The sequence below is a fragment of the Microbulbifer marinus genome (assembly GCF_900107725.1).
GTDB lineage: Bacteria > Pseudomonadota > Gammaproteobacteria > Pseudomonadales > Cellvibrionaceae > Microbulbifer > Microbulbifer marinus.
Window position 1 is genome coordinate 610530 of sequence record NZ_FNQO01000001.1, and the last position, 13789, is coordinate 624318.

A 13789-nucleotide genomic window follows, 5' to 3' on the forward strand; every position below is an offset into this window, starting at 1 on the left:
GGCAGCAGGCCACCGGGGATCACAACCAACGAAGCCGCGTGGTTTCACCCCGCGCTTCAAGCACAGATAACCACCATGCCCAACCCGCTTACACACCTCGGTGATATGCCCGTAGCGGATTTCCTCCGCGACTACTGGCAACAAAAACCGCTGCTGATTCGCAATGCTTTTCCCGGTTTCAGCTCGCCAATCTCCGGCGAGGAGCTGGCCGGCATGGCACTGGAGGAGGCGGTCGAGTCCCGCCTCGTGCTCGAGCACAGTGACGAGGGGCCATGGCAGCTGCGCACCGGGCCGTTCAGCGAAGAGGACTTCCTGTCTCTGCCGCGCTCCCACTGGACACTGCTGGTGCAGGCGGTGGATCAGTGGCTGTCGGAAATTGCGGACTTGAAAGCCTACTTCCGCTTCCTTCCCGACTGGCGGCTCGATGATGTGATGATCAGCTACGCCGCCGACAAGGGCAGCGTGGGACCGCACTTCGACTATTACGATGTGTTCCTGTTACAGGCCGAAGGCAAGCGGTTGTGGCACCAGGGACCGAAAGTGGATGACTCCCATCCCCGCGTGGAGGGTACGCCGCTCAATATCCTCCGCGATTTCGAGCCGGAAAACAGCTGGTTGCTCGAACCCGGTGACATGCTCTACCTGCCGCCACAATACAGCCACTGGGGCATTGCCGACGGTGCCTGCACCACGATTTCGATCGGCTTCCGCGCCCCGTCCGCAGCAACCATCCTCGAGGATCTCGCCGCCGAACTCGCGCACGGCCTGCCGCAACACCTGCGCTATACCGACCCGGGTATCGCGCCCGCCGGTAACCCGGCTGAAATCGATGCGGCTGCCGTGGGCAGGCTGCAGCAGCAGCTCCGCAGCTGGCTGCAACAACCCCAGAATATCGCCCAGTGGTTCGGTGCGGTGATGACCGAGGCCAAATATCCGGATACCGTCGCACTGGATGCCGGTGAGGCGGACGACTGGCGGGAGCAACTACAAGAGGGCGCGGAACTGGTGCTCAATCCGGCCTCCCGCTGTGCATTCTGCCGCGAGCCGGCCAGCCTGTTTGTCGACGGTGAATCGTTCCCGGTGTCCCTGCCCTTGGCCGAGCGATTCTGTGCGAACCACCGCCTGGTCCAGGAGGATATTGAAGCGTTTCCGGAGCTGGGCCACACTGGCGGACTGATTGATCAACTGGTCTCTCAGGGAAGCCTGATTTATCCGCCGGAGGACTTCTGAATATGGCGACAACCATTCGCCCAGCCGACTGGAACACGGATCGCGCGGCGATTCGCGCCGTCAGGGAAGCAGTATTCATACGCGAGCAAAAGGTCGACCCCGCGATCGAATGGGATGACCAGGAGGAGTCAGCACAGCATTTTCTCGTGCTTGAAGGTGATTCTCCCGTCGGCACCGGCCGCATTACCGGCTCAGGGAAGATCGGCCGCATGGCGGTGCTGCAGTCCGCCCGCGGCAGCGGCATTGGCCTGCGGCTACTCGAATCCATCTGCGCGTATGCGCGCCAAGCCGGCCTGCAGAGTGTCTACCTGCACGCGCAGCGCCACGCCGAAGATTTTTACCGCAAGGCGGGCTTTGTCGCCGAGGGCGATGAATTCATCGAGGCGGACATTCCGCATATCAAAATGGTGCGTCATTTTGACTGAGCAAACCAGCGCGGAATACCGGTCACTGGAAGACCTGGCCGGCTTCCGCACGGCACTTGTGGAACTGTTGAGCGGCGCGCGGCGGGAGGTCTGCATTTTCTCGGAGCAGCTGGCGCGCGGCCTCTACCACGAGAAGGCCGTTGCCGAGGCGCTTTCCGCATTTGCCCGCGGCAGCCACTTTGCCCGTGTGCGAATTCTGGTCCGCGACACCACATCGATCATCGGGCGTTTTCATCGCATCCACGAGTTGGCACAGCGGCTCAGCACACGTATCGACATCCGCAAAGTTGAGGCGACCGTCGATACGCCCGACTGGGAATTCGTTATCGCCGACGGCCAGCAGGTACTGCAGTGCGAGGACCGCGATCAGTGGCTCGGGGTCTTCTACAGTGCAAATCCAGTCCGAGCGCGCCAGCTGCTGGACCTGTTCGAGCAGGATTGGCCGTTGGCGGCGACCGACCCTAACTTGCGGCGCCTGTCGCTATGATTACTGCGCTTTAATTTTCGTGGGCATCTTCTGCTAAGCTTATTTCCACAGCCGAGTTAACAGGCTGCGGAGCGGCAACCGCGCCATGTACCGTAAAGATCTCATCGATATTCTGCTTAATCATCCCCAGTCCGTGCATGACCTGTCGGCATTGATGGAAGAACCCATCAAAGACATGGTGAATGATCTTCAACACCTGCAAAAATCCTTGCGCCACAGTCCCTATGATCTCGAGATTACACCGGCCAAGTGCAAACACTGCGGATTCGACTTCAGCCGCAGCCACATGACAAAACCGGGCAAATGCCCCAAATGCCGAGGCACCTGGATCGCCCCGCCACTGATCGAGATCACAGAAAGGCACTGACGTGGATACCGGTCCAGAGCGGGGTTGATCAGGCCGAGATCAAGCGCGGGCGTGCCGGCACTGGTTGGCAACAAACTTTATCCACGGGATAGCACCAGAAGGTGAAGCAAGACCAAAAAGTTAGCTTGCATATCGAGCGGCCCGGCGCCACAGCCGGGCATGGAATCATGCGCGGCGAACTCTGCGTAGCGTTTCTGCAATGGGCCCTGCCCCATCTGCATATGCGCTGGCCGGGTTTTCGCAAGGTCCGGGGCCAGGTCTGCAAGCGTCTTCAACGGCGCATTAAACAGCTTGGACTCGAAGACGTGCCGGCCTATCGCCGTTATCTGACTCAGCACCCGGAGGAATGGCACACCCTGGATGCGATGGCCCGGATAACCATCTCACGCTTTTACCGCGACAAGGAAGTGTTCCACTACTTAACGGAAGCGGTGTTGCCAGCGCTGGCACAACGGGCGCGGGCTAGAGGAGCCGAGCGCCTACACGTCTGGAGCGCTGGCGCTGGCGCCGGGGAAGAGCCCTATACGCTGGCCATTATCTGGCAATTACAGCTGCAAGCTTCGTTTCCAGATCTGCACCTGCACATCATCGCCTCCGATGCCGATGCAAACCAGTGCCGCCGGGGCCAAGAGGCCTGTTATCCCCGCGGCAGCCTCAAGGATCTACCCGCCGAGTGGCTGGATACTGCCTTCACCTTCAATGCCGGGCGCTATTGCCTCAAACAGCGATTTCGCCGCGATGTCGAGTTCAGGACCGAGGATCTGCGGAAAGGCGTGCCCAAAGGGCCTTTCGACCTGGTGCTCTGCCGCAATCTGGCATTTACCTATTTCGATGCGAAACTACAACGCACCACTCTCGACCATATAGGGACGGTGATGTATCCGGGAGGCGCCCTGATACTGGGCAGCCACGAGCACCTGCCCGAAGGCACCACAGCCTTCCATACATGGAATGACCACCTGCGGATCTACCGCTTATAAGTCCCCTTCCGTGAGGATGGAGCGGCGCAGGCCGGCGATCCTCTCGCCGAGATACATCGCGGTGAGGCGATCCAGCTGGTGTACACCATTCGAGTCGCACCGTACTGCAGTCAGGCCGGACTGGGAGCCGAGACGGTTGCGGCCGCTAGAATCCCATCCTGCCGGGAGATCGATACCGGACCACAACATGCCGTGCTGACTGGCAAACACCTGTAGTGTCTGCAGCGTATTCAGCTGATCGCCGCTCGGGCTGCCACCAATAGTAAATCCCGCGGCCAGTTTACCGGTCCAGGCACGCCTGCCCCAGCGCTCGCTGGTAGCGTCCATAAATGCCTTGAATTGTGCGGCGACGGAGCCCATAAAAGTCGGCGAGCCGAAGACGATGCCGTGACATGAATCCAACTGCTGCAGTAGTTCCGGGTTCTCGTAGCGTCCCTCTCTAACATCCTCGCCCTCAATCTTTAATAACGCGGCTTCGGCGCCAACGTTCGTGTGAATGCCGGCCGCAACCGCCCGGGCAAGAATCTCGGTGGTGCCGGTAGCCGAGTAGTAAACAACGGCAAACTTCGTCATACGCGACTCTCCGCGACAGGAAACAGCCTGGCGATGGCGAGGTCCACATCTGGCCCGGTGGGTATCTGGATATCGAACACGTCGGTGAGTGTACGACACAGGTCCTGAGGGCTTGCCAGCCGCACCACGGTTTTCGGTCCCGTGAGAGGATAGTAGGTAAGTTCGCGGCCGAGCAGTGTGTGGCGTCCACCGGAAAAGGCGCGGGCCGCTACCAGCTCGTTGACAAAACGCGATTCCGGATGCGTGGAGCAATACCAGTTAAATACCTTGTAGTCACCGGCAGACTGCTTTTTCATATTGAACGAATACACGGGCAACCAGTTAGTGGAGATTTTTGTCTCGAGGAGGTAGTCGCCCTCGTTGTTCCGTATGCGATACACGCCGTGCGCTGTCGACTGCGCCGCTGAGTCCTCGAGGCGCAAGGGCGCCGTAGGTGTCTGCCCCCCGAATCCGACATCAACCAAATAGACGGTGCCGTCGATTTCCGCACAGAGCATCATGTGCGACTGTGCAGGCTGGTGGCCCGCAGGCATCTGCCACAGCACCCGCGCAGCCAGACCTGTGACTGGTATGCCTATAGCCTGCAGAACAGCGCGAAACAGTGCGTTCTGCTCATAGCAATAGCCGCCGCGCCCTTCGCGTACCAGTTTGCGTTCCACCGATGCCAGGTCGATATCCACCGGCCAGCCGAGAAATGGGTTGAGGTTTTCGAACGGGATAAACCGGGTGTGCAGTTTGATGATAGTCTTTACGGTGTGCAGATCCGCAGCCGGCGTTCCGCTGTAGCCAACGCGCTGCAGATAGGCATCGAGATCAATTGTCACCGTGTTCATAGTTGGCTGCTTCCTCTGTGCCAATGATTGAGGCGTGCAGCTTAAGACCTCAACCAAGGTTAAGGTCAACGGTGTTCGTGCAGAATTTTGCCGCGACTGAGAAACCCGTCAGACAATCCTCTCAGGCGCCGTACTCTGTTCCAGTCGCACGGCAATAAATTTCGAGGTGGGTGTAAAACTGCCTATGCCGTAACTCTCCAGCGGCACCAATGGGTTCGCCTCCGGGTAGTAGGCCGCGGCCTGCCCCTCGGGAATATCGAACGCAATGAGGGTAAAACCCTGCACCCGACGCTCGATTTCATCGTCCCACAGCGACACGACATCGACTTTCTGGCGATCCTCGAATCCCAGCCGGTGTATGTCCTCGAGGTTCGCAAACAACACGTGCCGTTCCCCCCGTACGCCCCGATAACGGTCGTTCAGGCTGTAAACCGTGGTGTTGAACTGATCGTGGGAGCGCAGCGTCTGCAGTACCAGGTCCGGCTTGCGCGCCCTGTGGCGGACGCCTTCATTGAGCAGCGAATCGGGCAGCCGATGGCTGATGAATTTTGCCTTTCCCACATCCGTGTTCCAGCGCCGCTGTGCGGCCGGATTCTGCAGGTAGAAGCCGCCCGGTTGCTCGAGCTTGCGATTGAAATCGCCAAAGCCGGGAATCACATCGGCGATCAGATCGCGAATTTTGCCGTAATCCTCTATCAGTGACAGCCAATCGACGGTGTCGCTACCGAGTGTTGCCGCCGCGATTCCCGCGATAATGGCCGGCTCCGAGCGCATCTGTGACGAGAGCGGCTGCAGCTGACCGAACGACGCGTGCACCATGCTGAAGGAGTCCTCCACCGTAACTGCCTGTGGTCCCGTCGCCTGCCGGTCGATATCGGTCCGCCCGAGGCAAGGTAGAATCAGTGCCTTCGATCCAGTGACCAGGTGGCTGCGATTGAGCTTGGTGCTGATCTGTACCGTCAACTGACAGGATTGCAGGCCCCTGTGGGTACGGGGGCTATCCGGCGTGGCCTGCGCGAAGTTGCCACCCAGCCCGACAAACACTTTAATTTTGCCCTGCTCCATCGCCTCGATGGTCTGCACCACGTTGACGCCGTCTTCCCGCGGGCAGCTGAAGCCGAAGCGTTGCTCGAGGGCATCCAGCAATGCGGGCGGCGGCCGGTCGGCGATGCCCATGGTGCGGTCGCCCTGCACGTTACTGTGACCGCGCACCGGACACAGACCGGCGCCGGGCCTGCCGATCTGCCCCCGCAGCAGTTGCAGGTTGGCGAATTCCTGAATGGTCGGCACCGAGTGCCGGTGCTGGGTGATGCCCATGGCCCAGCAGAAAATAACCCGGTCACTGCGGCTGAAGATATGCGCCGCGCGCTCCAGCTCGTGCCGTTGCAGGCCGCTCTGCGCGAGGATGTGCCCCCAGCTGGTTGCATCCACGGCCGCGCGATACTCCTCGAATCCGGCGCTGTGGTCGGCGATGAACGCCAGATCGAGCGGTCCTGCTGCGCCTTCACTCTCAGCTTCGCGTTGCCACTGAAACAGAAATTTCGCGATGCCGCGGATTGCCGCCATGTCGCCACCGAGCGCCGGGCGGAAGAAGGCGGTGTTCATCGCAGAATCTCCGTCCGTCAGCATCTGCAGGGGATCCTGGGGAGACTGGAAGCGCTCCAGACCCCTTTCGCGCAGTGGGTTCAGTACCACCACCTGGGCGCCGCGCTCCACCGCTTCGCGCAGGGGTTCCAGCATACGCGGGTGATTGGTGCCCGGGTTCTGCCCGATCACGAAGATGGCGTCGGCATGGGCGAAGTCTTCATAGGTGACGGTGCCCTTGCCGGTGCCGATACTCTGCTGCAACGCGACACCGCTCGCCTCATGGCACATGTTCGAGCAGTCCGGCAGATTGTTTGTGCCGTACAGGCGCGCGAACAACTGGTAGAGAAAGGCCGCCTCGTTGCTGGCGCGCCCGGATGTGTAGAAAGCTGCTTGGTGTGGTGACGCAAGTCCGTTCAGGTGCCCGGCAATAATGCCGAAGGCTTCATCCCAGCCGATGGGTCGATAGTGATCCCCACTGCCGTCAAAATACATTGGCTCGGTCAACCGCCCCTGGTACTCGAGCCAGTAATCGTCATGCTTTAGCAACTGCTTTATGCTGTTTTGGCGAAAGAAGGCGGCATCCACAGCGCGGCCGGTCGCTTCCCAGTTGACCGCCTTGGCACCGTTCTCGCAGAAGCGGATGCGCCCTTCTCCCGGCGCCTCGCCCCAGGCGCAGCTCGGGCAGTCAAAGCCCCCGTGCTGATTCGTCTGCAGCATTGCGCGCAGGTTCTTGAACGGCTGCTTGCTGTCGCGCCAGGCGTGCGCAACGCTGCGCAGCGCCCCCCAGCCGGCCGCGGGGCGCTGGTACGGATGGAAGCGGAATCGGTCGGCGGGTGGTTTCATACGGGCTCCATTACGCGAATCGCCCGGGGGGAGTACAGGCGCGCGGGTGCCTGAGCGGGCTGGTGCAACAGGTTGAGGTGATTTTCCCGTGCCCAGCGCACGCACATGTCGGTGGGCGCAGAGAGGCTGACCAGCGTACCGACACCGGCCCGCACCGCCTTCTGCACCAGCTCCAGGCTGCAACGGCTGGTGATGGCCACAAAGCCATGCTGCAACTGGACTCCGCGCTGCAGGCAAGCACCCAGCAGTTTGTCCATGGCGTTGTGGCGACCGATGTCCTCCCGGCACCACAGGGTCTTACCATTCACGTCTACATAGATAGCCGCGTGCATGGCACCGCTGCGCTGCAGGTGGCGCTGTGCGCGCCGGATACGTTCGCGCAGGCTGTGCAGATGCGCGGGATCCGGAAGTGCCCCGTGACCTGTTGCGGCGCGATGCTGCCGCAGCGGCGCCAGTGCCTGGGAAATTGCCTCGACACCACAGAGTCCACAGCCGCTGTTGCCGGCGAGCGCCCTCCTCGCGCGCTTCAGTGCGTGATAGGCGCGCTGGTTGAGGCGGATGTCCAGGCAGACGGTGTCGCCGTCGCGGTGCACCTCGACATCCAGAATGTGCTTCGGATCGCTGACGACGCCGTTGCCGACACTGAATCCGAGCGCATAGTCCTCGAGATCCTCCGGGGTCGCCATCATCACGGCGTGGTTGACGCCGTTGTAACTGATGGCCACCGCCGTTTCTTCGGCTAGCTGCTGATCCGCCGGTATCGACAAGTCACCAGCACCCCGGTCTGTCCAGTGCAAATATTGCAGCGGCGCCGGAGCAGCCGTTTCCGGGCTCTCGGGCTCTGCGGTGCGGGCGGCTAGCGATGGCGAAGGCACAGCGGACATAGTCGCATCCTTGTTGCGGCTGCTGGGAAAGTGTTTGCAGGGCCAAGAATATACCGGGGCGGTTGCGGGCGGGGATCAATCAGGCGCCATTTAACTCACGGCGTTGTGAGAGTGGATGGAGAGAAAGACATCACGGGCACGGCGCATCGCCGGCGAGACAAGAAAAACCCCGCACGGGGCGGGGTTCTAGGAAGGGAAGCTACTGATCTCAGCCGGCTTTACAGCTGGCCTTGAACTCACGACGGCGGCGGTGCAGAACCGGCTCGGTGTAACCGTTTGGCTGCGCACAGCCTTCGAAGACCAGTTCGCTGGCAGCCTGGAAGGCAATGCTGCTGTCGAAGTCGGGCGCCATGTCCCGGTAATTCGGATCGCCGGCATTCTGGCGGTCGACCACTGCGGCCATGCGCTGCATGGTTTCCTCGACTTGCGCCTTGGTTACCACGCCCTGCTTCAGCCAGTTGGCAATGTGCTGCGAGGAGATGCGCAGCGTTGCGCGGTCTTCCATCAGACCGACATCATTGATGTCGGGCACCTTGGAGCAGCCGACGCCCTGCTCTACCCAGCGCACCACGTAGCCGAGGATACCCTGGGCATTGTTATCGAGCTCGCGCTGAATTTCCTCGGCGCTCCAGTTGGCTTCTTCGGCAACCGGAACGGTCAGGATATCGTCGAGACTGGCATGCGGACGACTGGCGAGCTCTTCCTGGCGCTTGGCCACATCCACCTTGTGGTAGTGCAGCGCGTGCAGCGTTGCAGCGGTGGGCGACGGTACCCAGGCGGTGTTGGCGCCGGCCATCGGATGCGACAGCTTGGCGTGCATCATCGCCTCCATCTGGTCCGGAATCGGCCACATGCCTTTGCCAATCTGTGCCCTGCCCTTGAGGCCGGTGGCCAGACCCACGTCGACATTCCAGTCCTCGTAGGCGGAAATCCACTTCGACTGTTTCATGTCGCCCTTGCGAATCATCGGGCCGGCAAGCATCGAGGTATGTATCTCGTCACCGGTGCGGTCGAGGAAGCCGGTATTGATAAATACCACGCGCTCTTTCGCCGCGGCGATACAGGCCTTCAGGTTGACGGTGGTGCGCCGCTCTTCGTCCATGATGCCCATCTTCACGGTATTGCGCTCGAGACCGAGAGCGTCCTCGATGTGATCGAACAGCGTGTTGGCAAAAGCCACCTCTTCCGGGCCGTGCATTTTCGGCTTCACGATATAGATGCTGCCGGTGCGGGAATTCTTGATCGGGCCGTCGCCGCGCAGGTCGTGCAGCGCAATCAGGCTGGTGATCATGCCGTCGAGGATGCCCTCGGGCACCTCGTTGCCGTCTTTGTCCAGCACCGCGTCGTTGGTCATCAGGTGCCCGACATTGCGCACGAACATCAGGCTGCGGCCCGGCAGCGTCAGCGAGTTGCCATTCGGTGTGGTGTATTCGCGGTCGGCGTTCAGCTTGCGCTCAAAGGTTTTGCCGCCCTTGCTGATCGATTCCTTCAGGTCGCCTTTCATCAGGCCCAGCCAGTTGCGGTACACAACCACCTTGTCTTCCGCGTCCACCGCGGCGACGGAATCCTCACAGTCCATGATGGTGGTCAAGGCAGATTCCACCAGGATATCTTTGATCCCGGCGGCATCGGTCTTGCCGATCGGGCTGGCGGGATCGATCTGAATTTCGAAGCGCAGGCCGTGCTGCTTCAGCAGTATGGCGCTGGGGGATTCGCTGTCGCCGCGGTAGCCGGCGAACTGCTTGGACTTCTGCAATGTGGCGATGTCACCACTGGCAAGCACGACTTCCAGCAGCGAACCATTGATCCGGTACTCGACCGCATCCTTGTGACTGCCACAGGTCAGCGGCGCGGACTGATCGAGAAAATCCCGCGCGTACTGGATAACCTTGGCGCCGCGGGCCGGATTGTACTGATCGCCCTTTTCGGCCCCGCCGTCTTCACTGATCACGTCTGTGCCGTACAGCGCGTCGTAGAGACTGCCCCAGCGGGCGTTGGCCGCGTTGAGCGCATAGCGGGCATTCATGACCGGCACGACCAGTTGCGGGCCGGCCATGGTGGCAATCTCCGGGTCGACGTTTTCGGTCGTCGCGGTGAAATCCTCCGGCTCATCGACGAGATAGCCGATCTCGCGCAGAAACGCCTTGTAACGGTCCAGATCGCGGAACGCGCCGGGATTATCGCGGTACCAGCTGTCGATTTGTTCCTGAATACGATCGCGCTTTTCCAGCAGGGTGCGGTTCAGCGGCGCCAGGTCGCGGACGATCTTCTCGAACTCGGCCCAGAACACGTCGGCGCTGACACCGGTACCGGGAATCACTTCTTCGGTGACCATTTTGTGCAGCTCGGACGCGATCTGCAGTTCGCCGATTTGGACTCGTTCCGTCATATCCTGGGCCTCTCGCTGATTGTTTGATTTGCGGCATTCTAAACAGCCGCTCAGTCATACCGCTAATTTATAGGCGCAATTTCCGCTATTCACAGACTGAATTTCCTCGGTTTAGAGGGACCTGCCGATATCCAGAATCAGACGGCGCAGCCAGCGGTGCGGAGCACTCTGCTGTAGCAGCGGGCTCCAGGCCATTTTCAACTCCAGCGGCGGAATCTCCAGCGGCGGGTCGCGCCGTACGACACGGGGGTTGTCGCTCGCCAGCTGCGCCAGTCGCGTCGGCACCGTGACAATGAGGTCACTCTGCTCCGCCAGCAACATCGCCACCTGGTAGTGGCGGGTGAACACGGAAATCTCCCGCTTTTCGCCGTGGCGACCGATGGCCTCGTCCACCCAGCCGAGCCGCTGCACATCCTCGGGGTTCACGCCGACGCCGACGCCCATGCCGGTTTTACTGACCCAGATATGCTGGGCCGCCAGATAGCTCTGCAGATTGTAGTCGTCGAGAATCGGGTTATCGGCGCGCATCACACAGGAGAAGGAGTCGCGCCAGACCGTGGCCTGATGAAAGCTCTGCGGCATGCTGTCGAAGCGGTTGATGACCATGTCCACCTTGCCCTGCTCCACGTCCACGAAGCTGACGTCACTGGGGGTCATGATGTCCAGGCTGATGCCCGGCGCCGTCTCCCGCAGCTGAATCAGCAGTGATGGAATCAGGGTGGATTCCGCGTAGTCACTGGCCATGATGCGAAAGGTGCGCCGCGCGTCGACCGGCTCGAAATCCCGGTTGGGCTGTATCACCCGGTCGATGGTGGCCAGCGCTTCCCGGACCATCGGCTGCAGCTCGAGAGCGCGCTCGGTCGGCATCATGCCGTCGCGGGTGCGCACCAGCAGGGGGTCACCGAACAGTTCCCGCAGGCGCTTTAGGCCGTTGCTCATCGCGGGCTGGGACAACCCCAGATAGTTGGCGGCACGGGTCACATTGCGCTCGCGCAGCAGTACATCGAGGTAAACAAGCAGGTTCAGATCGGCTCTTTCAAGGTTCATGCGATATTCGTCAGGCTGATAGCGAAAATAAAATCAATAAATTAGGCAAATTATGCCAAGGCCCCTAGCATATGCAACAACATTTCGCAGTCATCTCTTTTCGAGGAAATACAGCCATGTCCACTTACTCGCAAGAAATCGAAACGGCAGCCAAGCTCTGCAAAGCCAATGGCGGCTCCTGGGATTCCATTAGCCCGGAATCTGTGGCACGTATGCGCCTGCAGAACAAATTCCAGAACGGCATCGAAATCGCCAAATACACCGCCAACATCATGCGTAAGGACATGGAGGCGTACGACAAGGACTGCACCAAGTACACCCAGTCACTGGGTTGCTGGCACGGCTTTATCGGCCAGCAGAAGATGATCTCCATCAAGAAGCATTTTGAAGGCAACACCGACCGCCGTTACCTGTACCTGTCCGGCTGGATGGTTGCTGCCTTGCGCAGTGAATTTGGCCCCCTGCCCGACCAGTCCATGCATGAAAAGACTTCAGTCGCTGCCCTGATCGAAGAGCTGTATACCTTCCTGCGCCAGGCTGACGCCCGTGAGCTGGGCGGCCTGTTCCGCGAGCTGGACGCGGCCCGTGAAGCCGGCGACAAAGACGCCGAGAAAGCGATCATCGACAAGATCGACAATCACGTCACCCACGTCGTGCCGATCATTGCCGACATCGATGCCGGTTTCGGTAACGCGGAAGCGACATACCTGCTGGCCAAGAAGATGATCGAAGCCGGTGCCTGCTGTATCCAGATCGAAAACCAGGTTTCCGATGAGAAGCAGTGTGGCCACCAGGACGGCAAAGTGACCGTTCCCCACGAAGACTTCCTGGCCAAGATCCGTGCGGTACGCTACGCGTTCCTCGAGCTGGGTGTAGATAACGGCGTGATCGTTGCCCGTACCGATTCCCTTGGCGCCGGCCTGACCAAGCAGATCGCCGTAACCAAAGAGCCGGGCGACCTGGGTGACCAGTACAACTCCTTCCTGGATTGCGAAGAAGTCGCTCCGGGTGACCTGGCCAACGGCGATGTGATCATCAACCGTGACGGCAAGCTGCTGCGTCCGAAGCGCCTGCCTTCCAACCTGTTCCAGTTCCGCAAAGGTACCGGCGAAGCCCGCTGTGTACTCGACAGCGTAACCTCCCTGCAGAACGGCGCCGACCTGATCTGGATCGAAACCGAGAAGCCCCATGTCGGCCAGATCGGTGCCATGATGGACGAGATCCGCAGGCAGGTTCCGAACGCGAAGCTGGTGTACAACAACAGCCCGTCCTTCAACTGGACCCTGAACTTCCGCCAGCAGGTATTCGATGCCTGGCAGGAAGAAGGCAAAGACGTGTCCGCTTACAACCGCGATAACCTGATGAGTGCGGAATACGACGATTCCGAGCTGTCCAAGGCGGCCGATGACAAGATCCGCACCTTCCAGGCGGATGCTGCCCGCGAAGCCGGTATCTTCCACCACCTGATCACTCTGCCGACTTACCACACCGCCGCCCTGTCTACCGACAACCTGGCGAAAGAGTACTTCGGCGACAAAGGCATGCTGGGTTACGTGGAAGGCGTGCAGCGCAAGGAAATCCGCCAGGGTATCGCCTGCGTGAAGCACCAGAACATGGCCGGATCCGACATGGGTGACGACCACAAAGAATACTTTGCCGGCGAAGCTGCACTGAAGGCAGCCGGTAAAGACAACACCATGAACCAGTTCGGCTAAGCACAGCCAGCAAACAAGAGTTCGAGTAGACCGAAATACTGCCTACCTCTGTATTTCAGCCACTCACTTTTTGGGGCCACTTTGTGGCCCCTTTTTTATGGGCGGGTGAAAGACGTGGGTTGTTTGCGCATTTGGGCCGCAGTGCTGCCCCGTCGATTTAGCCCACCCGAAACAGCGGATATCGCGCCAAATTCGACTAGCCTTAGGGAATGACGGCGTCGATTTGGCGGACTCTATGGCCGCGTCTAGCCGCATTCTGGTATTTAATTCTGGCTGTTCCTCGCGCGAGTTTGCGCTGCTCAACCTCGTCAGTGGCGAACAGTACCGAGCAGTAGCGGCGAGGCACAGGGGGGAAACCCGGGCCTTTGTCCCTCGGATGTGCTGGGGCAGAGGCACCGCCGGACGACGGCGCGGCACAGACCGTAGTGA

Annotated in this window: 12 protein-coding genes; 6 read left to right on the top strand and 6 right to left on the bottom strand. The window is 60.5% G+C overall.

Going from position 1 to position 13789, the window contains the following annotated elements; all coding sequences use genetic code 11:
- Positions 1-75: 75 nt before the first annotated feature.
- The 5 genes from BLW36_RS02720 to BLW36_RS02740 all read left to right on the top strand — a co-directional run bounded on the left by BLW36_RS02720 (position 76) and on the right by BLW36_RS02740 (position 3489).
- Positions 76-1230: a cupin domain-containing protein gene (locus tag BLW36_RS02720; protein WP_091384899.1), complete on the top strand. Its 1155-nt coding sequence runs from the start codon at positions 76-78 to the stop codon at positions 1228-1230.
- Positions 1231-1232: 2 nt separating this feature from the next.
- Positions 1233-1655: a GNAT family N-acetyltransferase gene (locus BLW36_RS02725; RefSeq protein WP_091384901.1), complete on the top strand. Its 423-nt coding sequence runs from the start codon at positions 1233-1235 to the stop codon at positions 1653-1655.
- The gene (locus tag BLW36_RS02730; protein WP_091384903.1) at positions 1648-2142 is read left to right on the top strand and encodes a DUF7931 domain-containing protein; all 495 of its coding nucleotides are present in this window, start codon (positions 1648-1650) and stop codon (positions 2140-2142) included. Before BLW36_RS02725 ends, BLW36_RS02730 begins: the two co-directional genes overlap by 8 nt.
- Before the next feature lie 85 nt (positions 2143-2227).
- Complete coding sequence (locus BLW36_RS02735; protein ID WP_091384905.1) at positions 2228-2509, top strand: hypothetical protein; 282 nt, start codon at positions 2228-2230, stop codon at positions 2507-2509.
- A 101-nt stretch (positions 2510-2610) separates the two neighbouring features.
- A complete protein-coding gene (locus BLW36_RS02740) occupies positions 2611-3489 on the top strand; it encodes a CheR family methyltransferase (protein ID WP_211567123.1) in 879 nt (292 codons plus the stop codon).
- On the opposite strand, the gene BLW36_RS02745 is transcribed toward BLW36_RS02740, so the two are convergent.
- From BLW36_RS02745 to BLW36_RS02770, 6 genes are all read right to left on the bottom strand, one after another.
- The gene (locus BLW36_RS02745) at positions 3484-4062 is read right to left on the bottom strand and encodes a flavodoxin family protein (protein ID WP_091384908.1); all 579 of its coding nucleotides are present in this window, start codon (positions 4060-4062) and stop codon (positions 3484-3486) included. The two genes, BLW36_RS02740 and BLW36_RS02745, sit on opposite strands and share 6 nt — an antisense overlap.
- Positions 4059-4895, bottom strand: coding sequence for an arylamine N-acetyltransferase family protein (locus tag BLW36_RS02750; RefSeq protein ID WP_091384911.1), 837 nt, complete (start codon positions 4893-4895; stop codon positions 4059-4061). The genes BLW36_RS02745 and BLW36_RS02750 overlap by 4 nt, the downstream gene beginning before the upstream one ends.
- Positions 4896-5003: 108 nt before the next feature.
- A complete protein-coding gene (locus BLW36_RS02755) occupies positions 5004-7325 on the bottom strand; it encodes an FdhF/YdeP family oxidoreductase (protein WP_091384913.1) in 2322 nt (773 codons plus the stop codon).
- Complete coding sequence (gene fdhD, locus BLW36_RS02760) at positions 7322-8209, bottom strand: formate dehydrogenase accessory sulfurtransferase FdhD (protein ID WP_091384915.1); 888 nt, start codon at positions 8207-8209, stop codon at positions 7322-7324. The genes BLW36_RS02755 and fdhD overlap by 4 nt, the downstream gene beginning before the upstream one ends.
- Positions 8210-8417: 208 nt before the next feature.
- Entirely contained in the window at positions 8418-10598 is a 2181-nt protein-coding gene (locus tag BLW36_RS02765; protein ID WP_091384917.1) for a malate synthase G, read from the bottom strand.
- Between the two features lie 111 nt (positions 10599-10709).
- Positions 10710-11645, bottom strand: a complete 936-nt coding sequence (locus BLW36_RS02770) for a LysR family transcriptional regulator (protein WP_091384919.1) — start codon at positions 11643-11645, stop codon at positions 10710-10712.
- A gap of 116 nt (positions 11646-11761) precedes the next feature.
- Here BLW36_RS02770 and BLW36_RS02775 point away from each other — a divergent pair, with 116 nt between their 5' ends.
- Positions 11762-13360 carry an isocitrate lyase gene (locus BLW36_RS02775; protein WP_091384921.1) on the top strand — a complete coding sequence of 533 codons (1599 nt, stop codon included), beginning with the start codon at positions 11762-11764 and terminating at the stop codon, positions 13358-13360.
- The last annotated feature ends 429 nt before the right edge of the window (positions 13361-13789 follow it).